The sequence below is a fragment of the Nocardiopsis xinjiangensis YIM 90004 genome (genome assembly GCF_000341145.1).
Lineage (GTDB): Bacteria > Actinomycetota > Actinomycetes > Streptosporangiales > Streptosporangiaceae > Nocardiopsis > Nocardiopsis xinjiangensis.
Genome location: NZ_ANBE01000009.1, coordinates 1 through 23,190, shown reverse-complemented (window position 1 = coordinate 23,190; position 23,190 = coordinate 1). Strand labels below are relative to the sequence as shown.

The following is a 23,190-nucleotide window of genomic DNA, read 5'->3' as shown; positions in this document are numbered from 1 at the left end:
TCCGCCCGCGCGGCCCGGATCAGTCCAGACGAGCGGCGGCTTCCCCGACCCGCTCGTCGGTGGCGGTGAAGGCGACCCGGACGTGCCCGGCGCCGGCACGGCCGTAGAAGTCGCCGGGCGCCACGATGACACCGCGCTCGGCCAGGTGCTCCACGGCACCCCAGGCGTCCAGGTCCGGATGGCTCGCCCACAGGTACAGACCGGCCTCGGAGTGCTCGACCTTCCAGCCGGCGCTCTCGAATGCGGCACGCAGACGCGTGCGGCGGGCCCGGTAACGCTCCTTCTGCTCCTCGGCGTGGGCATCGTCGTCCAGGGCGGCCTTCATCGCGGCCTGCACGGGTGCGGGCACGATCATGCCGGAGTGCTTGCGCACCTCCAGCAGCTCCCGGACCAGCGCCGGGTCGCCGCTCAGGAACGCGGCGCGGTACCCGGCCAGGTTGGAGCGCTTGGACAACGAGTGCAGGGCGAGCAGGTTCTCGTGGGAACCACCGCACACGTCCGGGTGCAGGATCGAGACCGGCTCGGTCCCGTCCCAGCCCAGGTCGAGGTAGCACTCGTCGGAAGCGACGATCGCACCGCGCTCGCGGGCCCACTGCACCACCTTGCGCAGATGGTCCGTCCCCAGGACACGTCCGGTGGGGTTGCTCGGGGAATTGACCCAGACCATCGACACACGGGCCGGGCCCAGCGACGCGAGCCCGTCGGAGGCGACCGGGGCGGCCCCGGCCAGGCGCACCCCCACGTCGTAGGTCGGGTAGGCCAGCTCGGGGTGGACGACGGTGTCGCCCTCCCCCAGGCCCAGGAGGCTCGGCAGCCACGCGACGGTCTCCTTGGAGCCGATGGTGGGCAGGACCGCGCCCTCGGCCACGTCCACGCCGTGGCGGCGGGACAGCCAGCCTTCGATGGCGGCGCGCAGTTCCGGTGTACCCCACGTCTGCGGGTAGCCGGGCGAGTTCGCGGCGTCGGCGAGCGCACGCTGGAGTGTCTCGGGGACCGGGTCGACCGGGGTACCCACCGACAGGTCGACGAGGCCGCCGGCGTGGGCGGCCGCGGTGCGTTTGTACGGGGCCAGGCGGTCCCACGGGAAGGCCGGGAGCCGGTCCGCCAACGGTCGCCGCTCACCCATCGCTGATCACTCCTGCCGAATCTGGACCGACCGGTACCGGCCGTGGCGCACGGGAAACGGGGCCGCGTCGGCCCCCTGTGTGGAGGCCGACGCGACACACGTGCTCTGACGTGCTCGGGGCACCCTCTGCGCCATAGGGGTACCCCGGGGCGGGGACCGCTCAGGGCCGCGCCCGTCCCTGGTTGGGTTCGGCTCCCGCGTCAGGCCTGCTGCGGAAGCTTCGCGACGATCGGGTGGTCACTTTCGATCTTGCCGACCTTCGAGGCACCGCCGGGGGAGCCCAGGTCGTCGAAGAAGTCGACATTGGCCTTGTAGAACTCCGACCACTGTTCGGGCAGGTCGTCCTCGTAGTAGATGGCCTCGACGGGGCAAACGGGCTCGCACGCACCGCAGTCAACGCACTCGTCCGGGTGAATGTAGAGCATGCGCTCACCCTCGTAGATGCAGTCCACGGGGCACTCGTCGATGCAGCCTTTGTCCAGCACATCAACACAGGGCTGCGCGATGACGTAGGTCACGTCGTACTCCTTGATCTCACCCCCGCTCTCCCACGAAGGAGAGGGCGGGGACCTTCGGATCCCGGGCTCAGGGACGGCGTGCGGGCGCCGCCCCTGCCGGGGTCCGCAAGCTATTGGCACAGATGTCGTACTCCTAGTATGGCTTCGGAGAATACTCGAAGCACAATCGGGGGGCGCGTTCCATGCATCTGTCCGGACGATTCGTCCACCGCATCGGTCCCGAGGACGTCGGGAAGCGGGTCACTGTGCGCATCCGCCTGCCGGAAGGGGGCTTCACCGATATCGTCGGGGTGGTGGAGTCCTGGGAACAGGGGACCCTCACGCTCCGGCGGCGCGACGACTCCCTGGCGGAGGTGGCGGAGGATTCGATCGCGGCCAGCCGGGTCGTCCCGCAGACACCCCCGAAACGCCGGGGACGTCCCTGATCAACCAGGCATTCTTCTTTCCCGTGCGGGTAGGAGGGGCACAGTCCCGCGGGCGAAGCCCCCTGCGCACCGTCTCGGGTATCCACATCGAGCTCCGCGCCCCGCCGCGACACCGTGCGGCCCGGGCGCCAGTCACGTGGGGAGGTGGTGAACGCTCGTGCGTGAAGCGGTGACGTCCGCGTTGGCAGAGTTGGCGCAACGGGACGAACGGGCCGCCGACATGGCAGGTCTGGCACTGGACACCCTCGTCCCCGATCGGGACCTGGAACGGCTCACCCAGCACTCCGTCCAACGGTTCTGCTGGTACGAGCTGCCGGTGCGCTTCCAGAACCACCACGACGACCAGCTGTTCGCGGCGCGCTCCCTCAGCAACCTGTTCTCGTTGCTGCAGCTCTACCAGTACGCACACATCTGCCGGGCGCCCGAGACGCTGACCCTGCTGTCGGTCTACCGCGACGACCACGAGGCCGGTGTGGCCATGTTCGAACGCCTCATGTGGGAGTCCGGGGTGGAACCGCCCGACCTGCCGGAGCTGACCTGGGGCACCGCCGTGGGCGACGCCGAGCTGCGGGCCCGCGCGGAAACCGCGGCCTCCCTGGAACTGGCGATCTCGCTGCGGGACATCCGTCCCGGCAAACGCGGGTGGCGGCCCGCTCAGGAGCGCTTCGCCCGGTCCTTCCTCACCCAACCCGACGGCCACGGCCTCAGCCATCTGGACCGGGTGCGCGAGGAACGCGTACGCGCCTGGCTCAACTCCAGCGCACACCCCCACCGGCTGCGGCTGTGGCCCCTCGTGGGGCAGCTCATCGCCGGCACCGACGTACCGCGCTCCGCGGACGCCGTGCTCGCGCCGATCCAGCGCCTCCTCGGCTTCGCGGCCGAGGGGGTGCCCCTGACCCAGATCGGTTACATCTCACCCGGTGTCGTGCGGCAGATGTGCGAGGACTTCGGCTGGCGGACCAACCCGCACCCGCCTCGGAGTGAGACCGACGTCACCCAACTCATCGCGCTGCACCAGGTGCTGCGCGGCATGCGCGCGGTGCGCCGCGCCGGGCGGCGCCTGGTCCTGACCCGGCGCGGGCGCCGACTGCGCGAGGATCCCGAGGCCCTGTGGGAAGCGGCCACCGAGACCTTGTGCCGCACCGGAGGTCTGGAACAGGCGGCCGCGGAGACCCTCCTGGGACTCCTCCTCATACGCACGCCCCAGGGCAGCGGCTCACACACCCGCCGCGCCGAACCGGACATCGAGGCCGCCGAACGGGTACTCACCGAGACCGGGTGGAAACCCGTCGAACAGCCGGCGGGCCGCCACGCTGCCGCGCACCGGCGCACCGCCGAGGCCGCCTCGGACCAGGTCCGGGCGATGGTGATGTCCACGGGATGGCTGTTGGAAGCGCTCAACCTCGTCACGGAGGAGGACACAAGCGGCCAACGGGATCTGACCGCCCCGGGAAGAGCCTTCGCGGTCGCATGCCTGCACAAGTCCGCCGTGGCGCCACGCGCGGTGGTCTGAGGCTCCCCCGCACCCGCTGCGAAGAGGTCGTCCGCAGGGCCTAATCTGGAGCGCGGATCCACCCGCGACCAGCAGGAGCACCATGCCCACGCCCGAAAAGCCCGACGCTCCCGAGGATCTGTGGGAGCGGATGCCCGACGACGCCGCGAACGTCCCGGACCTGGAGGCCGAGGGGTCGGCGGAGGAGGAAACCGGGGGCACGGGGGCCGAGGAGACCGGGACCGAGGGCGCCGAGGTGCGCGAGGCTGCCGAGCACACCCAGGACTCCGGGACCGCGAAGAGCCGGGCCGACGGGTCCTGGATGGATTTCCTTCCCAGCCCCGTCTTCCTGCTCCTGCTCGGACTGGGGGGCTTCGCCGGATGGCTGTCCTGGACCGCCGTCGAGATGGACTGGGCCTCGGACGACACCAACGTCACACCCCTGATCCCGCCACTGCTGATCCTCATCGGATGGATCGTCTCGACCGCGGTGCACGAGTTCGNACCTGCGTCTCAACCCCTTCGCCTACCGCGAGACCTTCACCGGTGCGATCCTGCCCGTCCTCTACCTCGGGGTGGGCGGCTTCGGCATGAACGGGCCCGCCGGCTACGTCGACTGGGAACGGATCCCCACCCGCGGCCGGCGTGTGTCCGTCGCCCTCGCCGGACCGGCCGCGAGCCTGTTGATGGCCGCGGTCTTCGGCGGAACCGTCTCGATCATGGTGCCCCCGGGCAACGACACCACGAACTGGGGGCTGGCCGCTCTCGCGTTCCTGTGCCTGGCCAACCTGACATCGGCACTGGTCAACCTGCTGCCGATCCCGGGTCTGGACATGTTCGAGGCCGTGGCCCCGGACCGCCCATGGGTACGCAAGGCCCGCGTCAACCAGCTGTTCTTCTCCGTGGGCGTGTTCGCCGTGCTGGCATTGCCGGTGATCAACCCGTGGCTGCAGGACACGGTGTTCGCCCTGCTCGACCTGGTCATGCCGAACCCGACCTTCCCGGGCACGGCTTTCCTCGGCCAGCTCCTCTGGCAGTTCTGGGCCGCCTGAGGCAGCGCCCCGTGCACGAGCCCTGGAACCCGGCCCTTCACGTGGTCGAGCATCCGGGTCCCTTGCGGCCGGGGAGACCGTGCACCGTGCACGTGCCCTGGCCCGGGCCTTTCTGTGGTTGCTCGGACCTCACCCCTGGACCGCGGCCCTGGGTGCAGGCCCCGGCGCGGTCAAGGGGACTCGGCGACCCGGACCCGGGGCGGGGAACGGACCACCGCGGCGGCGAGGGCCACCATCGCGCCGATGAGGAATCCGTAGTGCACCATGTCGTCCTGCAGCAGCACGTCCCCGCCCGGCAGGTAACTCGTCACCGCGAAGAGCACCACGGCGAACCCGAGCGCGAAAGCGACCACCACGGATCGGCGCCGTCCGCCCCAGGCCAGCAGGCGGCACAGGACGTACAGCAGCACCACGAAGAGGAGGAGGCCGGTGATCGCGAGCGCAGGCGCGGGCTGCCCCCCGTCCCAGTACCGGGTCAACCAGCCGGCGCTGACCGTGGACACCATGCCCAGCACGATTCCGAGAAGGAACAGGACCACACAGGTGGCGCCCGTCAGCACCGAGGACAGGACCTTGGCGCGGTCGGAAGACTTGTTCGGCTGGGACTCTCGAGGCTCTGTGGTGGTCACGTGAACCGAGGGTAGGCGGTCACGGGCACCGATCCCTCACAGGCCGGCGAACAGATCCGCCTCGTACCCGTCCTCCCCCGGCCGTACCGGCGGCCCGAGCAACAACGTGAAGTACTCCACCGCGTCCAACCTCTGCGCGATGTCGTTGGACAGCGCGAACCGCTCCCCGTCCACCGTGATCTGCGTGGTGTGCGCGCGCATGGCCAGCGCCTTGGCCGCCCAGTGCTTGCTCGCGTCGATCCGCGTCGTCACCCGCGAGTCCGGCGTCCCGCGCGCGATGTCGGAGACCGCCTCGGGGGCGGTGAAGGGGCCGGGCAACCCCTTCATGCTCCGCACCATCTCCTCGATCCGTGAGACCGGCTGGGCGATGGCGTAGAGCTTCTCCACCTGCCACGGGTCCCCGGGCACCGACCGGTCCGCGGCCAGGTCCCACGCCCGGCGCGTGACCCGGTGCGCCTGGATGTGGTCCGGGTGCCCGTAACCGCCGTGTTCGTCATAGCTGACCAGCACGTGCGGCCTGGTCTCACGGATGATCTCCGCGAGCCGGAGCCCGGCCTCGTCGACGCCGGCGCCCCAGAAAGCCTTCGGGTGGTCGTTGGTCGATCCGTCCATCATCCCGGAGTCGCGGTAGTGTCCCGCTCCCCCGAGGAACCGTTGGTCACGCACGTTCAACGCGCGGCAGGCCCGGGAGAGCTCCTCGAGCCGGTGCTCGCCGAGGGTGTCGTCGCGGTCGGAGGCCAGGTGCGCGAGGTTCGCGGGGATGACCTCGCCCTCCTCGCCCAGCGTGCAGGTCACCAGCGTGACCTGGGCGCCCTCGGCCGCGTACTTGGCCAGCGTGGCACCGGTGACGATGCTCTCGTCGTCGGGGTGTGCGTGCACCATCATCAGTCGCCTGTCCATCACGCAAGGAACAATACCGTTCAGACCGGTTCTTTCCGGCCCGAACGGACCTCCCCGGAGCTCCATCCCTGGGACGGGAGCCGACCCTTCCCTGCGTACGACACAATCGCCGTATGAGTTTTCCTCGCCAACAGGCCCGAACCCAGCACTTCACCATCGGGGTGCCCCGCGGTTTCCAGGTCTCCCCCGACGGGGACCGGGTGACCTTCCTCCGCTCACGCGACGGCTCGGACCCGGCCACGTGCCTGTGGGTCCACGACACCGAGCGCGGCACCACCGAGCTCCTCGCCGACCCGCGGGTCCTCGGCGCCGACGACGAGAATCTGCCCCCGGAGGAGCGGGCCCGCCGCGAGCGCCTGCGCGAGCACGGCGGCGGCATCGTCTCCTACACCGTCGACCGCGCCTTCACCCGTGCCGTCTTCACGCTCTCCGGCCGCCTGTTCCACGTCGACCTGGCCGGTGACGACCACGAGCCCCGAGAGCTGCCGGCCACCCAGCCGGTCGTGGACCCGCGGGTGAACCCGGGCGGTGACCGTGTCGCCTACGTCAGCGGCGGCGCGCTCAAGGTCATCGACATCTCCGACGCCGAGCCCGACCACGGGGACCGGATCGTGGCCTCCCCCGACGGCGAGCTCGTCACCTGGGGTCTGGCCGACTTCGTGGCGGCCGAGGAGATGAACCGGTTCCGCGGTTTCTGGTGGGCCCCGGACGGTGCGTCCCTGCTGGCCACCCGGGTCGACGAGGCCGGGGTCGCCCGCTGGTACGCGGACGATCCGGCTTCCCCCGGGCAGGAACCGACCGCGTTGCGCTACCCGGCCGCCGGAACCGACAACCCGGACGTGCGCCTGGCCGTGTTCCCGGTCGTCTCCGCCGCGCGGCAGCGGGCCGGGGGCGACCTGTCACCGACCTGGGTGGAGTGGGACCGCGAGGCCCTGCCCTACGTGCCGACCGCCGGGTGGACGACCGGCCCCGACGGCACCCCGACGGTGGTCTTCACCGGCCAGAGCCGCGACCAGCGCACTCTGACCCTGTTCTCGGCCGATCCGGTGACCGGGCTCGTCGTCGAGGCCCGCACCGAGACCGACGACGTGTGGGTCGAGCTCATGCCGGGCGTGCCCGACCACACCTCCTCCGGCGCCCTGGTGTGGATCGGCCGCGACCACGGCGGCGACGGTGAGCGGCGCGTGTACGTGGGAGAGACCCCCGTCAGCCCGGCCGACGTGTACGTGCGCGGTGTCGTGAGTGTGGACGGCCAGAGGATCCTGTACTCGGGTTCGCCCGCCGGCCGTCCCGGAGACGTGTCCCTGTGGCTGGTCGACCTGGAGAGCGGACTGTCCGCCCCTGTGGAGCTTCCCGGCACCGGCCCTTCCGACGGCGCCGCCCACGGCGGGCTCCGCTCCGGTCGCATGCGCGGGGACACCCTCGTGCTCCAGCACCGGTCCATGGACCGCACCGGCGTCCGCACCGTGGTCGTGCGCAACGCCGGCACGGAGACACGGCGCTCCCACACCGAGGTCGAGAGCTTCGCGCAGACCCCGGATCTGCCCGAGCCGCGCGTGGAGTTCTGGCGTTCCGGTGAGCGCAGCATCCCCAGCGCCCTCGTCCTGCCGTCCTGGTACACCGACGGCGACGACCCGCTGCCGGTGCTCGTCGCCCCCTACGGCGGCCCGCACGCACAACGGGTACTGCATGCACGGGGCGCGTTCCTGAGTAGCCAGTGGTTCGCCGAGCAGGGCTTCGCGGTGCTCATCGCCGACGGCCGCGGGACCCCGGGCGTGGGCGTGGAGTGGGAACAGGACGTCCACCTGGATCTGGCCGGCCCGGTCCTGGAGGACCAGGTCTCCGCGTTGGAGGACGCCGCCGAGCGGTTCGGCTGCCTGGACACTTCCCGCGTGGGGATCCAGGGGTGGTNCCTTCCACCCCGCCGTCGCCGGTGCCCCCGTCATCGACTGGGAGCTCTACGACACCCACTACACCGAGCGGTACCTGGGAACCCCGGAGGGCGAACCGAAGGCCTACGAACGCAGCTCCCTGTTGGCCGACGCCGGGGACCTGGAGCGGCCGGTGATGTTCGTGCACGGGCTCTCCGACGACAACGTGGTCTTCGCGCACACGCAACGGATGTCGTCGGCGCTGCTGGCCGCCGGTCGCCCGCACACGGTGCTCCCGCTGTCGGGGGTGACGCACTCGCCCTCGGACCCGACGGTCGCGGAGAACCTGCTGCTGTTGCAGGTGGAGTTCTTGAAGGAGTGCCTGGGCGTGGAGGGGTAGGCCCCGTGCCGCGCCCGTCGGCGGTGCGGCCGGGCCCGGCACGGGAACCCGGCCGCGCGCCGGCGCGTCAGGGGCCCGTGTCCGGGCGCCCGTCCCCGATCTCGGCCTCGTCGGGGAGCTCGATCCTCACGGGTTCGCCGAACTGCTCGAACAGGACGTACTCGTCGACATGGTTCTCGAAGGCCCCTTGTGCCGCCTCGACCGTCCATTCCTCGTGCCTGTAGAGGAGCTGCGGGTACCCGTCCTCCCCGATCCAGAGGTGGAAGAAGTATTCGTCCGATTCCCCTTCCTCGATCGTTGACGGAAGGCTTCCCGTGTAGTGGTGGCCCGCCGACCCGCCCAAGCTCTCGTCGACCATGTCGTTCTCGGCGACGCCCTCGCCGACGCCCACCTCGGTGACTCCCCCATAGGTGATCTCCTGCGCCTGTTCCACCGCCTCGGGGACCTGTCCCAGCCGGTCTTCCCACAGTTCGCGCCTGGTGTCGTAGGCCTCGTCCGCAGGATCCCGGTAGAAAGCGTCCTCGGCCCCCTCGTTGCTCATCCTGGAGTTGCGGATGACGTCGTCGGGGCCTTCGCCGATCTCGATGATCTCGGCCACGGCGGGGCCGCCCCGGTCGCTCTGCCAGTAGATCGGTTCGGGGTCCTCGGTGTACGTGAACTCCTGCCACGGCGGATCGCCCAGCTCCGTCCCGGTCATGAAGTAGGCGCTCTCGAAGCTCTCCGCCCCGCGCGCGAGGTCGACCGCCTCCTGCGCGACAGCTGCCGCGTCCTCGGGGGCGGTCTCCACGGCGAACCCTCCGTCCTCCTCGGTGGAGACGTCCTCGTCCGGGGCCTCCGCCGCGGGGTCGAAGAGGAACCAGGCACCGAGCAGTCCCAGCACCAGGACGGCAGCGGCCACGGGGAACAGGAGGAGGCCTCGCCGGCGGCGACGGATCTTCCTGGGTCCGGGAACCTCCACCCCGGACCACTCGGCGGCGATCACGACCGGAGCTTCCTGCGCCGGTTCCTGCGCGTCCGCCCCCGCCCGGGTCCTGGACCAGCGCCCGGTGAGCTCCTCCAGCGCCTGCGTTGCGGTCGGCCTCTGCCCGGGGTCGCGGTCGAGACCGGCCCGGACGAGACCGCGGACCTCCTCCGGTACCCCGGCCAGGTCCGGAGGCTCGTTCCGTGTCCGGTGGGAGACGGCCTCGACCGCTCCCCTACCGAAGGGTTCACGGCCGGTGGCGGCGAAGTAGACCAGGGCCGCCCACGAGAACATGTCCGAGCTCGGCGAGGCCTCCGTGCCCTCGTACTGTTCGGGCGCCATCCACCCGGGGGTCCCGATGATCCCGCCGGTCGAGGTCAGGGCCGTGCCTTCCAGGGCTCGGGCGATCCCGAAATCGAGCACCTTCGGGCCCTCGGCGGACATGAGCACGTTCCCGGGTTTCAGGTCACGGTGGACGACACCTGCCGCGTGGATCGCCTGGAGCGCCTCGGCGAGCCCGACGGCCACCGCCGTGAGCATCCCGCCGCTCAATGCGCCCTTCTCACGGACGTGGCCGCGCAGGGTCGGGCCGGGGACGTACTCCGTGGCCAGCCACGGGGTCTCGGCCGACAGGTCGGCGCCATGGAAGTCCGGGGTGCAGGAGGCGTCGACCCGCGACACCAGGTCGATCTCACGGCCGAACCGGGCCAGGAACTCCGGGTCCAAGGCGAAATGGGGGTGCACGACCTTGAGTGCCGATCGTCTTCCGTCCTCGGCGATGCCGGCGTACACGGCCCCCATACCGCCGGCACCGATCCTGCCCACGACCGTGTAGGGGCCGAGAGTGCCCGGGTCCGTGTCTGCCGCCGGTTCGATGCCCGGTGGCAGACGGTCCCGGTCGAAGGGTTCGGATGAGGGGGATCGGGCCATGCTCGGGCCTTTCATGCAAGGGGTCGGTGGAGTTGAACGGTTCAGGTGCCGTCGAAGATGCAACTGTTGCGGGGCACACCGTCGGAGGAGGTCGTGTCGTGCGGGAAGAGGACGGTGTCCGGCCCGTACTCCTCGCCGAGCTGTTCGGAGCCGACCTCTCCGAGGTGGCAGACCCCTCCCGAGTAGTCCAGGTCACGGATCTGCCCGTCCTCGCGCACTTCCTCCGGCGCGTAGTAGACGACACCGTCGCCCGTGGCCGAGAAGCTCATCGAGTACCTGCGGGTCCCGCTGTCCGGGGACATCGCGAGGTTCGACTGCACCGGTTCCTCCCACCAGAGCAGTTCGATGTGGCCCTGGTCGGGGACGATGCGCTCCGCCCAGCCGAAGTCCGAGGGGCGCACGTGGACGGAACCGAAGTCGAGCAGGTACTCGAGCTCGACCCTCGCGTTCTGGTGGGCTTCCCCGTTGTCGCCGCCGTAGACATCGATCCGCAACTGCTCGAGCTGTTCCCGACCGTCCTCGGAGACGAGCGAACGGACGAGGGTGGTCCCGTCCCCGGGGTCCGGTTCGACCACGACGGTGCCGCTCTCGTAGAGCTCGCGGTACTCGTCGGGGACGTCGTCGGGTACCTCCATGGCTTGCTCTCCGCCTTCACCGTCGGTTCTCTGGCTGCTCTGGGCCTCCGGCGGCGCCGTCGGACGGCCGTCCTCACGCCCGGCCCACGCGCCGAGCCCCATCGCGGCGACGAGGGTGAGCGCCAGCGCGCCCGTTCCGAGGGCGATCCCCCGACGGTGGCGGCGCACCCACGGCTCTTTCGGGGGCGCGTGCGCGATCCACCGGCCGATCTCGCCGCCGACCGCGTTCCCGGGACTCCCCGGCCCCGCGCCGGGACCCGTCCCCGGCCGCGCCGACGGCCCCTGCCACGCCTGCCCCATGACGAGCACGACGTCGACCTCACCGCCCGGGGCGACGGCAGGCGCGGCTTCGTCGGGCACGAGCACCGCGAGCTCCCGCATGAGCGCATCCGCCCGCGGGCGCCGGTCCGGGTCCTTGGCCAACGCTTGTTCCAGGATCAGCGCCAGGGTTCCGGGGACACCGTCGAGGTCGGGTTCCGCATCGAGGACCCGGGTGAGGACGGCCCCGGTGCTGCCGGCCCCGAACGGTTCACGTCCGGTCGCGGCGCGGGCGATCAGGCAGGCCCACGCGAACACGTCCGAGTACCCCGTGGCGTCCTCACCCCGGTACTGCTCAGGGGCGATCCAGCCGGGGGTGCCGACCACACCGCCGGTCCGGGTCAGCGCGGTCTCCTCCACGGCCCGCGCGATACCGAAGTCCAACACCTTGGGACCGTCGGGCGCCAGGATCACGTTGCCGGGCTTGAGGTCGCGGTGCACCACCCCGGCCGCGTGGATCTCCCTCAGCGCTTCGGCCGATCCGAGCGCGAAGAGGACGAGCGCAGCGCCCCTCAGCGGCCCGCAGGCCCGCAGGTGCTCGGCGAGGGTCGGGCCGGGCACGTACTCGGTCGCCAGCCACGGCACCTCGGCGCGGGCGTCGCTGCCGATGAACCGCGGCACGCACGCGGCCCGCACCCGCCGCACCAGGTCCACCTCGCGGGCGAACCGGGTACGGAACTCGGTGTCGGAGGCGAAGACCCGGTGCACGGTCTTGACGGCCACACGCCGGTCCTCGTCGTCCAGCGCCGCGTACGCCACGCCCATCCCGCCCGAACCCAGACGCCCCACCAGACGGAACGGTCCCACCCGGCGCGGGTCACGCCCGTCCAAGGGCTCCACACCGGGCGGCAGCGGCGGCAGCGGGGCAGCGGTATCAGGGGCGGGGGACGGGGGGACCATACGGAACCGTTCTGTCGCGGGAACTGAGCGCCATCGTACGTAGAGGGCGCCCGGGGCCGGGGACCTTCGGGGAGGATCTCTCCGGCATAGGACACGTACACGGGCTCGCCGAGATCGACGCCGGCCGTCGTGGAGCGCGCCCGGTTCGCCGAGCGCCCTGCGTCGGTGGTCCCGTCCTCCGCCGCACACACCACGCCCGTCACGGCCGGGCGGCCCCGGATCGGGGTCCCGGTCGAGGCGTTCTAGCCTGGGCGTATGCGTTCGTATGCGGTGCCGCTCGCCTTCGCGGCCGATGTCCTGTGCGTGCTCGCCTTCGTCCTGATCGGCAAGGTCGATCACGAGACCGGCACGGCCGTGGCCGCGGTCGCGGTCACCGCGTGGCCGTTCCTGGGCGGGCTCGTACTGGGGTGGGTGGTCACGTCGGCCTGGCGCACGCCTGTCCGCATCTGGCCATCGGGGGTGTTCGTGTGGGCGGTCACCGTGGCGGGCGGCATGGTGTTGCGCCTGTTCAGCGGCGAGGGGGCGCCCACGAGCTTCGTCGTCGTGACGGCCTCGTTCCTCGCCGCGGCCGTGCTCGGATGGCGCGCGATCGCCCGGATGGTCTCCCGGCGGTACCCCGAGGCCGAGCGTTCGGGGCAGACTGGGGTGAGTTGACCCCCGCCCCATGGAGGAGAGCGTGTCCGATCCGGCCGGTATCGCCATCGTCACAGCCATCGTCACCAACACCGTGCAGAAGATCAGCGAGTCCGCGGCCGAGGGCACCGTCGAGGCCTTCACCTCCCTCTGCAAGAAGGTCTTCGCCCGTTTCCGCGGTATCCCGCAGGCCCAGGAGGCCCTGGACGAGGCCCGCCTGGACAGCGACGACAGCGCTGCCCTGGAAACGGTCGCCGGCCACCTGCACCGTGCCGAGCAGGAGGATCCGGAGATCGCCCGCCTGATGGCCGAGCTGCGCCGGGCCGCCGAGACCGGTGGCGGGGGCTCGGTGGTCAACACCATCCACGGCGGGGTCTCCGACGAGGCGAAGGTCGTCCAGGGTCGGGACTTCCACGGTGACCTCCGACTCTGATGATTCCGTAAGCTGGTTGTGATGAACGAGCCACCCGCACCCGAACCCGACCCGCTCCCCACCGCCAATGGTGAGGACGAGGCACGCGAGGTCGGTGTGGGCCCGTGGGTCGGCCCCTGGCCCGAGGGCGACCACTACGACCCCGAGCTCTTGGCCGAGGGCGACCGCCGCAACGTCGTCGACGAGTACCGGTACTGGCGGCGCGAGGCGATCGTCGCCGACCTCGACACCGTGCGCCATCCGTTCCACGTCGCGGTGGAGAACTGGTCGCACGACTTCAACATCGGTTCGGTGGTGCGTACCGCGAACGCGTTCAACTGCGCCGGTGTGCACATCGTCGGCCGCCGGCGCTGGAACAAACGCGGCGCCATGGTCACCGACCGCTACCAGCACGTGTACCACCATCCCGACACCGCGGCCCTTCTGGAATGGGCGTACGAGCGCGAACTCCCCCTCATCGGTGTGGACAACCTTCCCGGTGCCGTGCCGTTGGAGAAGCATCCCTTGCCGCGGTCGGTCGTGCTCGTGTTCGGACAGGAGGGCCCCGGCCTGTCGGAGGAGGCACGCCGCGACTGCGAGGCCGTGCTCTCCATAGCTCAGTTCGGGTCGACCCGATCGATCAACGCCGGTGCGGCCGCGGCGGTCGCCATGCACGCCTGGGTGCGGGCGCACGTGTTCGACCAATCCGTCGACGGGGCGCCCTCCCGTAGCGAATTCCCCACCTTGTCGTGATCCCAGCGTGATCTATCATGGGCGGAGTCACCCCCGAGCCCGGAGAGTTCCGCATGAGCGCCACCGTGTCCGCGTCTGCCCGCCCCTGCACGATCGATGACGTCCCCTCCGTGGCCCGAGTCCTGAGCCGGGCGACCCACGGCGACCCGCTCTTCCAGTGGCTGTTCCCCGAAGAACAGACCCGCATGGCCCGGACCCGCCGCTTCTACGCGATGGCCGCGGGGTTCGGGTACGTACCGCACGGTGACACCCGGGTCGCCGAGTCCGCCGGTCCCACGGCCGGTGAACCCGTGGTGCGTGCGGCGGCGCTGTGGGCCCCGGCCGAGCGCAACCCCGAGGGGCCGCTGGTCTCACCCCGCCTGTGGCCGCACTGGGGACCGCTGCTGGGACGCGGCCGCATCGGCTCCTTCGTGCGGGTCTTCGCGGAGTGGAAACTGGCCGCCCCGCAGGACCCCCACCTCTACCTCGCCGCACTGGGCGTGGACCCCGCGGTCGCCGGCACCGGGGTCGGCGGCGCCCTGCTCTCGCAGGGCCTGGAGCGCGCTGACAGCGAAGGGATGCCGGTCTTCACCCAGACCATGAACGACAAGGCCATCGGGTTCTACGAGCGGTTCGGCTTCGAGGTGGTCCGTGAGGTCGACCATCTGGAGGGCGGCACCACCCACTTCCTCCAACGCGGATGAGCCGGAGGGGCCCGTTTCCGCCGCCCGGGACGCGGAACACGGTCCACGCCCGCCGCCCGGCCCCTGACCTAACATGAGCGACATAAGACCACGTCAGAGAGGTTTCGTTCATGAGCTACGCGGTGACGGCCCGGACCGTGCGTTCCGCGACGACGGAGGACGTGCCCGGCATCTCCCGGGCCCTCGGTCTCGCCTTCTGGGACGACCCGCTGTACCGGTGGCTGTTCCCGGACACCATGACCCGCCGCGCTCGGACGACCCGCTTCCACGCGCTCTTCGCCGGGTTCGCGTACGTGCCCGACGGGACCGTGGACGTGGTCGAGGAACGGGTGGAGTCGCCGCCGCGCCCGGTCGTGCGCGGGGCCGCGTGGTGGGACGCCCCGGGACACGAGGCGGAGTCCCGGCCGTCGTTCCTGCTGCGCAGCCTCCCGCACCTGGCCGGACTGGTCGGCCTCTCCCGGCTTCCGGGGGTCTCCCGGTACTTCGCGCGGGTGGGTGAGGCGCGCCCGGCCGAGCCGCACTGGTACCTGGCCGCCATCGGCGCCGACCCGGTCGTGCAGGGCACCGGTGTGGGATCGGCGCTCATGCGAACCGGACTGGAGCGTGCCGATGCCGACGGCCTCCCCGTCTTCCTGGAGACGATGAGCCCCGACAACCTGCCCTTCTACGAGCGTCACGGTTTCCGGGTCACGAAGGTCATGGACGAGACCGGGACCCCGACCGCCTACAGCATGCTCCGCCCGGCCGCCTCCTGATCCCCTGCCGACCGGGGGAGCGAGAACCCCATGGCGACGACAGAGGGCCGCGTCCCCTCGAAGGGGGCGCGGCCCTCGTCGTGTCCGGGTGGAACCGGTACCAGTGCTGTGTCGGTCAGGGTCTGCCCGTCAAGGAGCGGACCTCGGCCGATGCGGCACTAGCCGATGCCCTTGCCGAGCGAGCCCAGCAGGTCCTGGTTCAGCTGGGAGATCGTGTCCAGCGGGATGCCCTTGGGGCAGACCGCGGCGCACTCACCGATGTTGGTGCAGCCGCCGAAGTCCTCGGCGTCCTGCTGGTTCACCATCTGGACCACGCGGGAGGCCCGCTCGGGCTGGCCCTGCGGGAGCATGCCCAGGTGCGTGACCTTGGCTGCGGTGAACAGCATGCTGGACGCGTTCGGGCAGGCCGCCACGCAGGCGCCGCAGCCGATGCAGGTCGCGGCGTCGAACGCGCGGTCGGCGTCCGGCTTCGGGATCGGGTTGGCGTGGGCGTCCGGCGCGGTACCCGTGGGGGCGCTGACGTAGCCGCCCGCCTGGATGATGCGGTCGAACGCGCCGCGGTCGACGACCAGGTCCTTGACGACCGGGAAGGCGCTGGCCCTCCACGGCTCGACGGTGATGGTGTCGCCGTCGTTGAAGCTGCGCATGTGCAGCTGGCAGGTGGTCGTACGCTCCGGACCGTGTGCCTCGCCGTCGATCACGACACCACAGGCACCGCAGATGCCCTCGCGGCAGTCGTGGTCGAACGCGACCGGCTCCTCGCTCTCCAGCGTGAGCTTCTCGTTGAGGACGTCGAGCATCTCCAGGAAGGACATGTCGGGCGAGACGTCCGTGAGCTTGTAGGTGACCATCCGGCCCTCGTCGTCACGGCCCTTCTGACGCCACACGCGCAAGGTGATGTTCACTTGTAGCTCCGCTGCTTCATCTCGACGTACTCGTACTCCAGGTTCTCCTTGTGGAGTACGGGCTTGTTGTCATCGCCACCGAATTCCCAGGCCGCGACGTAGGCGAACTCGTCGTCGTGTCGGAGCGCCTCGCCGTCCTCGGTCTGGCTCTCGGCGCGGAAGTGGCCGCCACAGGACTCGCGGCGGTGCAGGGCGTCGATGCACATGAGCTCGCCCAGTTCGAGGAAGTCGACCACACGGCCGGCCTTCTCCAGAGCCTGGTTGAGCTCCTCGTTGGTACCGAGCACCTTGACGTCGCGCCAGAACTCGGAACGCAGGTTGCGGATGAGCTCGATGGCCTTGCGCAGGCCCTCCTCGGTGCGCTCCATGCCGCAGTACTCCCACATGATGGTGCCGAGCTCCTTGTGGAAGGAGTCGACGGTGCGGGAGCCCTGGATGGAGAGCAGCTTGTCGATGCGGGAGGTGACCTGCTCCTTGGCCTCCTGCGCGTCGGGGTGGCTCTCGTCCATCGCCTCGAACGGGCCGTCGGCCAGGTAGTCGTTGATGGTGTTCGGCAGGACGAAGTAGCCGTCCGCCAGACCCTGCATCAACGCGCTGGCACCCAGACGGTTCGCGCCGTGGTCGGAGAAGTTGGCCTCACCGGTCACGAACAGGCCCGGGATGGAGCTCTGCAGGTCGTAGTCGACCCAGAGCCCGCCCATGGTGTAGTGCACGGCCGGGTAGATGCGCATCGGAACCTCGTAGGGGTTCTCACCGGTGATGCGCTGGTACATGTCGAAGAGGTTGCCGTACTTGGACTCGACGGCCTCGCGCCCCATGCGCTCGGTGGCGTCGGCGAAGTCCAGGTACACGCCCAGACCGCTGGGGCCGACACCGTGGCCCTCGTCGCAGACGTTCTTGGCGGCGCGGGAGGCGATGTCACGCGGCACCAGGTTGCCGAAGGCCGGGTACTTGCGCTCCAGGTAGTAGTCGCGCTCGTCCTCGGGGATCTGGCGCGGGTCGCGCTTGTCCCCCTTGTCCTTGGGCACCCAGATGCGGCCGTCGTTGCGCAGCGACTCACTCATCAGGGTCAGCTTGGATTGGTAGTCGCCGCTGACCGGAATGCAGGTCGGGTGGATCTGCGTGTAGCACGGGTTGGCGAAGTGCGCACCCTTGCGGTGAGCACGCCAGGTCGCCGTGACGTTGCTGCCCATGGCGTTGGTGGACAGGTAGAAGACGTTCCCGTAACCACCAGTGGCCAGGACGACGGCGTCGGCGAAGTGCGTCTCGATCTCGCCGGTGAGCATGTCGCGCACGATCACACCGCGGGCCTTGCCCCCGGAGATGATCAGCTCGAGCATCTCGTGGCGGGTGTGCATCTGGACGCTGCCGGCCGCGATCTGGCGCTCCAGGGCCTGGTAGGCGCCGATCAGCAGCTGCTGACCCGTCTGGCCCCGGGCGTAGAAGGTACGGGAGACCTGGACACCGCCGAAGGAGCGGTTGTCGAGCAGGCCGCCGTACTCGCGCGCGAAGGGCACGCCCTGGGCGACGCACTGGTCGATGATCTCGACGCTGGTCTGGGCCAGGCGGTACACGTTCGACTCGCGCGAACGGAAGTCGCCGCCCTTGACCGTGTCGTAGAACAGGCGGTGGATGCTGTCGCCGTCGTTGCGGTAGTTCTTGGCCGCGTTGATACCGCCCTGGGCGGCGATGGAGTGCGCGCGCCGCGGGCTGTCCTGGTAGCAGAACGTGGTGACGTTGTAGCCCGCCTCGCCCATGGTCGCTGCGGCGGAGGCACCGGCCAGGCCGGTTCCGATGATGATGACGGAGAGCTTGCGCCGGTTCGCGGGGTTGACCAGCTTGGCCGAGAAACGGCGCTGGTCCCAGCGCTCGCTGATCGGGCCCTCGGGGGCCTTCTCGTCCCGGATCGGCTCGCCCTCGATGTAGAGGTCGTTCTCAGACAATTAACTCACCAGTCCAAAGGTGACCGCCAGAGGCGGAAGCAGGAAACCGACGGTCAAGATCAGCGAGAGACCGGTGGCCACAGCGTTCATCTTGGGCTGCCGGTTCGCCTGATTCACGCCGAGCGTGGCCAGACCGCTCCAGATGCCGTGCCGCAGGTGGAACCCGACGGCGATGACGGCCGCGACGTAGAAGAGCGTCACGAACCAGAACTCGGGCTGGAAGCCGTTGACGAGTCGCTCGTAGGGGCTGTCGGAGGCGCCTCCCGGCGAGATGACGTTCACCGTCAGGTGCAGGATGTGGAAGATCGTGAAGAGCGCGATCAGCACACCTCCCCACCGCATGGTGTAGGAGGAGTAGGTGCGGTGCACCCGCTTCGTCACCTGGTAGCGCTGCGAAGCCGGCCGTGCCCGCCGTGCACGGAGCCACAGGCTGACCGCCGCGTAGATGTGGATCAGGACGCTCGCCAGAAGGATGAGACGGGCGAGCCACAGGAAGCCGTGCTCGGGCAGCAGCGGAGTGCCCAGCACGCGGAGATTATGGGCATAGCCGTCGAAGGCTTCCTGACCCGAGAAGACTTTCAGGTTGCCGTACATGTGCGCGATCAAATACAGCACGAGGATCGCACCGGTGACCGCCATCGCTGCCTTGAGCGCCACCGTGGACCCGTAGGCCGTAGACCGCTTCTTGGTCAAGGTACTGTTCGCCACAAGCTGTCACTTTAATTTCGCGTTAAGTCCGACGTCCAAGTCATGAGAGCCCTGGTGTCGATAGCCGTAGGCTATACAGCATGCAGTTCCAACAGCTCGCATACTTCCTCGCAGTGGCCCGCACACGCCATTTCACCCGCGCAGCCGAGGTTTCCGGTGTCGCACAGCCGAGTTTGAGCAAACAGATCCGTAGCCTCGAACGTGAGTTGGGTGCGCCGTTATTCAGTCGTGCCCGGGGAAACATCACACTCACCCCGGCGGGTGAAGCGCTGCTTCCCCTCGCGCAACGCATGCTCACCGACCTGGAGACCGCCCGCCGTGAAGTGGCGGAGCTGGCCGGAGTACGCCGTGGCCGGGTGCGGCTGGGTGCCACACCGTCCCTGTGCGCAGGGCTGCTCGCCGACGTGCTCTCCAATTTCCATACCCGCTTCCCCGGCATCGAACTCCAGGTCGAGGAGAGCGGCTCACGCGACCTGATCAGGGATCTCGGCCGCGGCGAGCTGGATCTGGCGCTGATCATCCTGCCCCTGCAGAGCAGCGACCCCGACTTCATCACCACACCGATCCTGCGGGAGAGCCTCGTGGTGGCCAGCTCGATGGCGCACCCCTCCCCCAACGAACGGGCGTCGATGCGCATCACCGAGTTGCGCGAACGGCCCCTGGTGATGTTCCGCCGCGGCTACGACGTACGCGAGGCGACCCTGCGGGCCTGCCGGGCTGCCGGGTTCGAACCCGCGCTGGCGGTCGAGGGCGGGGAGATGGACGCGGTCCTGCGCTTCGTGGAGGTCGGCCTGGGCCTCGCGGTGGTGCCGAGCATGGTGCTCAAGAACCGTCCCGGCCTGCGCGGGACCCCGCTGGCGCGGCCCCGGCTTCTGCGCACGATCGCCCTGGCGCGGCGGCGGGACGTGGAACCCTCCCACTCGGCGGAGGCTTTCCGCCGGCACCTGAACACCTACCTGCTGGAGCTGCCCCCGGAACAGCTCGGCCCGGACCTGGAGGTACTCATCTCCGCCGTGGACGCCGGCGCAGCCGAACGGGGCCGGTTGTCACTTTCGGAGGAAACGGCCGCCGATTGAGGACCTTTCCCGTTCCGGCCCGGTTTCTCCTGCACTGCACAAGACCCTCCGGAATTCTGTGATCCCTTGTACGGCAGGGATTCCGCCTCCCCGACCGTGTTCTCCATAAAGAGCCTCTGATCCGACCAACCGACAAAAAGCCCCCCGAACAGACACAGATAGTGGCGCATTTCACACCCTTTTCCTGGGGCCTCCCCGAAACCCGCGGCGTGACGTTGGCCACAGCGATTTACCGTGGCCTCCTGGAGCGAATCGCCAGGAGATGGAATCCACGGTGGCCTCCACACGAAGCCCGCGCCCGGAAGGCCTTCGAACGGGGCCGACGGAACCGGTTGCCGACCAGAGCCGCGCCCTGCGCAAGAAGCACCCGGCCCGGGACTCAGAACCCCCGGCTGGCCCAGACCTCGAGGTTCTCGGCCGCCTCGGCGACGGTCGTGGACTCCCCGTGCCCGGGGTGGACAACGGTGTCACCGGGCAAGGACACCAGGTGCTCGCGGATCGAGGCGATGATCCGCGGGAAGTCGGAGGAGGCCTGCTCCGTGGCGCCCGGCCCTCCGGGGAAGAGAGTGTCACCGGTGAAGACCGTCGACAGCTCCGGCGCGTACAGGCTGACCCCGCCCGGGGTGTGGCCCGGGGTGTGCAACACCTGGAGCTCCACGCCACCCGCGCGCAGCACTTCGCCGTGCAGGAGCGGGGCATCGGGTTCCCGCCCCGGGTGCACGTGGTGCCACAGCTCGGTGTCGTCGGGGTGCAGCAGGATCGGTGAATCGGTGAGGTCGGCGAGATCGGCAGCGGCGTTGACGTGGTCGCTGTGCCCGTGGGTACAGACGATCGCCATGAGTTCGCGGTCGCCCAGGCCGCGCGCGATCGCCTCGTGATCGTGCGAGGCGTCGATGACGACGGCGTTCTCCTCGCCACCGACGATCCACACGTTGTTCTCTACGTCGAACTCACCGCCCTCGAGGCTGATCACACCCGAGGTTCGCAGACGCTCGACAGGGGAAGGGGAGTTCACTCTCTCACCACCAAGACACGTCTCACGGTCGGACACGGCGCGGAGAAGAGCCTATACCGCGAGCCCCCACCGACACCTGCGTGTCGGGTAAGAGCAGCGTTTGACTTTGTGGAACTTCGAGCTTTTCCGGACCCGGTTCCGCGCCGGTGGGTCCTCCCCTCCCGGAAGGTCAGGCCTGGGGATGGCCGCCGGGTTCGAAGTTGCGGCGCAGCGTGTAGGGCTGGATCAGGCCGAGGCCGTGCGCATGGCGGGCACGGACCTGGACGACCTGGAGCCCTTCGGCACCCTCGAGGTCGCCGGCGAGTGTGTCGTCGATGAGGACGGTGCCGGGGCGGGCGAAGGAGGTCAGGCGGCTGGAGCGGTTCACGGTCGTGCCGAACACGTCGCCGTGCAGGGTCAGCACCGGGCCCGAGGCCACACCCACCCGCACGTCGGGAACCTCCACGTGGGTGCGGATTCCCGAGGCGAGCCGGAGCGCGATGTCGGCGGCCTCGGCCGCCGAGTCGGCCACGTACAGCACCTCGTCGCCGAGTGTCTTGACCACACGCCCGCCCCCGGAGGCGACGATGTCGGCGGCGGCCGCCTCGAAGGACTCGACCACACCGGCGAGTTCGACCTCGTCGAGCTCGCGGCTGAGCGTGGTGAAGGAGACCAGGTCTGCGAAGCCCACGATGAGCGGGTAGTAGTTCGGGACGATGTCGTTGCCGTTGGACATCACCGCGAGGGTGCGCGAGGTCGAGGCGGCGAGCTGGCGGCGCCAGATGTGCAACAGGAGGCGCTCTGCGTCGGGCAGCAACTCCTTGACCTGCCCTGTCAAAGGGTTGTCGGTGCTGCTCTCCCCGTCCTTGAAGATGAGGGTGCTCAGGATACTGGTCTGCCAGTCGGCCAAGCGGGCCATGGTCTGGCCCATCGCCCGTGCGAAACGGACCACGCCCTCGTCGTCGAGCGCACCCCCTTGGAGCAGGGAGTTGGTGACACGCAGGGCCTCCACGTCGCTCTCGGTGAAGATGACCTCTTCGTCGCCCTGTGTGGGAAACCCCAGGGCGCGCCAGATACGGCCGGCGAGTTCGGGGTCGACACCGGACAGCTCGATGGCCTGGGCCCGGGTGTACACCGCCTCACCGCCGAGGAGGACGGCCTCGATCTCTTTCGGGTCAGGACTCGGCGGCATACGTTCTCTTTCACTGCCCGTCCCCGCGAGGCTGCGAGGAGCACGTTCTTCTGGCGACGGCTCGTTGAGTTCCAGGTCTCCCAGTTTATCCCCGGCCCCAGGTCAGGCCGATGGGGCCGACCGGCACCCGGGGCTCTGCGCCGATCTCACCCGGCGGTGGGTCACGGTCCGGAAGCGCTGGGGACGGGGCACACGCTGCAGCGTCATGCTCTCCTTCACCGAAGCCGGCTGCACTGACAACGTTCCGTACCGCATCAGACGTTCCCAGAGGGAAACACCGTAGGAGACGCCGTTCACTCGGGTCAGAGGCTCGGGGCGGCCCTGTTCGGAGCCGATGCCCTCTCTCGTCACGGACCGCTGGGTGGTGAGGGCCGGTGCCACGCACTCGTCCGCCGGAACGGCCCGGTGCCGGCGTGCGACATGGACGAGTTCCTCCTCGTCGGCAAGACAACGGTCCACGTGAGCCATACCGGTGATCATGGCACAAGCCGGACCGGGCCGTGAAGGTGAAGCAGATCCCTGTGGACGAGCGCGTTCGGGGCTCCGCGGTCGAGTCGTCAGGCCCGGGGACGCACGTGCACGACGTCGCCGACGCTCAGCACCCGCTCCCCCGACGCCGTGGCCACCACCAAGCGGGCCCGGTCGTCGATCCCGGTGGCAACGGCCTCCAGGAGTTCACCGTCGGGCAGGTGCACGGTGATCCGGCGGCCCACGGTCGAGCACAGATCCCGGTAGAGGGGAGCCAGCCCACTCGCCTCGGCATCGCCCCCGGCAGCGGTCCACACCGTGTAGAGCTCCTCGAACTCACCGAGGAACGCGCCCAGGAGCATGCCCCGGTCCAGGTCGGTGGCGCCCTCGCTCCTCAGGGACACAGCTGTCGGCACGGGCAGTTCCCCGCGGCTCTGCGACACGTTCAGCCCCATACCGATGACCACGGCCGGGTCCTCGGATGCCAGGACGGCCTCGGCGAGGATCCCGG

20 protein-coding genes and 2 pseudogenes are annotated in these 23,190 nt (G+C 70.0%); 10 read left to right on the top strand and 12 right to left on the bottom strand.

The window, feature by feature from the left end; all coding sequences use genetic code 11:
* Nucleotides 1-19: 19 nt before the first annotated feature.
* Nucleotides 20-1,126, bottom strand: coding sequence for a succinyldiaminopimelate transaminase (dapC, locus tag D473_RS0106085; RefSeq protein ID WP_017608194.1), 1,107 nt, complete (start codon nucleotides 1,124-1,126; stop codon nucleotides 20-22).
* Between the two features lie 200 nt (nucleotides 1,127-1,326).
* Nucleotides 1,327-1,644: a ferredoxin gene (gene fdxA / locus D473_RS0106080; protein WP_017608193.1), complete on the bottom strand. Its 318-nt coding sequence runs from the start codon at nucleotides 1,642-1,644 to the stop codon at nucleotides 1,327-1,329.
* A gap of 182 nt (nucleotides 1,645-1,826) precedes the next feature.
* Here fdxA and D473_RS0106075 point away from each other — a divergent pair, with 182 nt between their 5' ends.
* The 3 genes and pseudogenes from D473_RS0106075 (at nucleotide 1,827) to D473_RS25545 (ending at nucleotide 4,613) form a co-directional block, all read left to right on the top strand.
* Nucleotides 1,827-2,069, top strand: a complete 243-nt coding sequence (locus D473_RS0106075; RefSeq protein ID WP_017608192.1) for a putative acetyltransferase — start codon at nucleotides 1,827-1,829, stop codon at nucleotides 2,067-2,069.
* 157 nt (nucleotides 2,070-2,226) lie between these two features.
* Nucleotides 2,227-3,582, top strand: a complete 1,356-nt coding sequence (locus D473_RS0106070) for a hypothetical protein (protein ID WP_017608191.1) — start codon at nucleotides 2,227-2,229, stop codon at nucleotides 3,580-3,582.
* A gap of 82 nt (nucleotides 3,583-3,664) precedes the next feature.
* A pseudogene (locus D473_RS25545) lies at nucleotides 3,665-4,613 on the top strand (site-2 protease family protein).
* 170 nt (nucleotides 4,614-4,783) lie between these two features.
* On the opposite strand, the gene D473_RS0106060 reads toward D473_RS25545, so the two are convergent.
* Both D473_RS0106060 and mshB read right to left on the bottom strand, forming a co-directional pair.
* Nucleotides 4,784-5,242: a hypothetical protein gene (locus D473_RS0106060; protein ID WP_017608189.1), complete on the bottom strand. Its 459-nt coding sequence runs from the start codon at nucleotides 5,240-5,242 to the stop codon at nucleotides 4,784-4,786.
* A 36-nt stretch (nucleotides 5,243-5,278) separates the two neighbouring features.
* Nucleotides 5,279-6,145: an N-acetyl-1-D-myo-inositol-2-amino-2-deoxy-alpha-D-glucopyranoside deacetylase gene (mshB, locus tag D473_RS0106055; RefSeq protein WP_193373254.1), complete on the bottom strand. Its 867-nt coding sequence runs from the start codon at nucleotides 6,143-6,145 to the stop codon at nucleotides 5,279-5,281.
* Nucleotides 6,146-6,255: 110 nt separating this feature from the next.
* Between mshB and D473_RS25540 the strand changes: the two are divergent.
* Nucleotides 6,256-8,413: pseudogene (locus D473_RS25540) on the top strand (prolyl oligopeptidase family serine peptidase).
* A 67-nt stretch (nucleotides 8,414-8,480) separates the two neighbouring features.
* Here D473_RS25540 and D473_RS24275 read toward each other — a convergent pair.
* Both D473_RS24275 and D473_RS24270 read right to left on the bottom strand, forming a co-directional pair.
* Nucleotides 8,481-10,304, bottom strand: coding sequence for a serine/threonine protein kinase (locus tag D473_RS24275; protein WP_033352801.1), 1,824 nt, complete (start codon nucleotides 10,302-10,304; stop codon nucleotides 8,481-8,483).
* Nucleotides 10,305-10,345: 41 nt separating this feature from the next.
* Nucleotides 10,346-12,157, bottom strand: coding sequence for a serine/threonine protein kinase (locus tag D473_RS24270; protein ID WP_051042971.1), 1,812 nt, complete (start codon nucleotides 12,155-12,157; stop codon nucleotides 10,346-10,348).
* A gap of 255 nt (nucleotides 12,158-12,412) precedes the next feature.
* Between D473_RS24270 and D473_RS0106020 the strand changes: the two genes are divergently transcribed.
* The 5 genes from D473_RS0106020 (at nucleotide 12,413) to D473_RS0106000 (ending at nucleotide 15,393) form a co-directional block, all read left to right on the top strand.
* Nucleotides 12,413-12,811, top strand: a complete 399-nt coding sequence (locus tag D473_RS0106020; RefSeq protein ID WP_017608183.1) for a DUF3054 domain-containing protein — start codon at nucleotides 12,413-12,415, stop codon at nucleotides 12,809-12,811.
* 22 nt (nucleotides 12,812-12,833) lie between these two features.
* Entirely contained in the window at nucleotides 12,834-13,223 is a 390-nt protein-coding gene (locus D473_RS0106015; protein ID WP_026126650.1) for a hypothetical protein, read from the top strand.
* A gap of 21 nt (nucleotides 13,224-13,244) precedes the next feature.
* Entirely contained in the window at nucleotides 13,245-13,955 is a 711-nt protein-coding gene (locus D473_RS0106010; RefSeq protein ID WP_017608181.1) for a TrmH family RNA methyltransferase, read from the top strand.
* Nucleotides 13,956-14,008: 53 nt separating this feature from the next.
* Complete coding sequence (locus D473_RS0106005; protein WP_017608180.1) at nucleotides 14,009-14,638, top strand: GNAT family N-acetyltransferase; 630 nt, start codon at nucleotides 14,009-14,011, stop codon at nucleotides 14,636-14,638.
* A gap of 110 nt (nucleotides 14,639-14,748) precedes the next feature.
* Nucleotides 14,749-15,393, top strand: a complete 645-nt coding sequence (locus tag D473_RS0106000; protein WP_017608179.1) for a GNAT family N-acetyltransferase — start codon at nucleotides 14,749-14,751, stop codon at nucleotides 15,391-15,393.
* A gap of 158 nt (nucleotides 15,394-15,551) precedes the next feature.
* Here the strand turns inward: D473_RS0106000 and D473_RS0105995 are convergent, their stop codons facing one another.
* Genes D473_RS0105995 through D473_RS0105985 form a run of 3 tightly spaced genes read right to left on the bottom strand, consistent with a single transcriptional unit; the run spans nucleotide 15,552 to nucleotide 18,898 of the window.
* Nucleotides 15,552-16,298: a succinate dehydrogenase/fumarate reductase iron-sulfur subunit gene (locus D473_RS0105995; RefSeq protein ID WP_017608178.1), complete on the bottom strand. Its 747-nt coding sequence runs from the start codon at nucleotides 16,296-16,298 to the stop codon at nucleotides 15,552-15,554.
* Nucleotides 16,295-18,241, bottom strand: a complete 1,947-nt coding sequence (locus D473_RS0105990) for a fumarate reductase/succinate dehydrogenase flavoprotein subunit (protein WP_017608177.1) — start codon at nucleotides 18,239-18,241, stop codon at nucleotides 16,295-16,297. The genes D473_RS0105995 and D473_RS0105990 overlap by 4 nt, the downstream gene beginning before the upstream one ends.
* Nucleotides 18,242-18,898, bottom strand: coding sequence for a succinate dehydrogenase cytochrome b subunit (locus D473_RS0105985; RefSeq protein ID WP_083917919.1), 657 nt, complete (start codon nucleotides 18,896-18,898; stop codon nucleotides 18,242-18,244). It lies immediately after the preceding gene.
* Between the two features lie 131 nt (nucleotides 18,899-19,029).
* Between D473_RS0105985 and D473_RS0105980 the strand changes: the two genes are divergently transcribed.
* A complete protein-coding gene (locus D473_RS0105980) occupies nucleotides 19,030-20,025 on the top strand; it encodes a LysR family transcriptional regulator (protein WP_017608175.1) in 996 nt (331 codons plus the stop codon).
* A gap of 379 nt (nucleotides 20,026-20,404) precedes the next feature.
* On the opposite strand, the gene D473_RS0105975 is transcribed toward D473_RS0105980, so the two are convergent.
* The 3 genes from D473_RS0105975 to D473_RS0105960 all read right to left on the bottom strand — a co-directional run.
* Nucleotides 20,405-21,040 carry an MBL fold metallo-hydrolase gene (locus D473_RS0105975; RefSeq protein WP_026126648.1) on the bottom strand — a complete coding sequence of 212 codons (636 nt, stop codon included), beginning with the start codon at nucleotides 21,038-21,040 and terminating at the stop codon, nucleotides 20,405-20,407.
* A gap of 169 nt (nucleotides 21,041-21,209) precedes the next feature.
* A complete protein-coding gene (locus D473_RS0105970; RefSeq protein WP_017608173.1) occupies nucleotides 21,210-22,211 on the bottom strand; it encodes an adenylate/guanylate cyclase domain-containing protein in 1,002 nt (333 codons plus the stop codon).
* A gap of 557 nt (nucleotides 22,212-22,768) precedes the next feature.
* A partial coding sequence (locus tag D473_RS0105960; RefSeq protein ID WP_017608171.1) for a biotin--[acetyl-CoA-carboxylase] ligase occupies nucleotides 22,769-23,190 on the bottom strand: 422 nt, incomplete at its 5' end.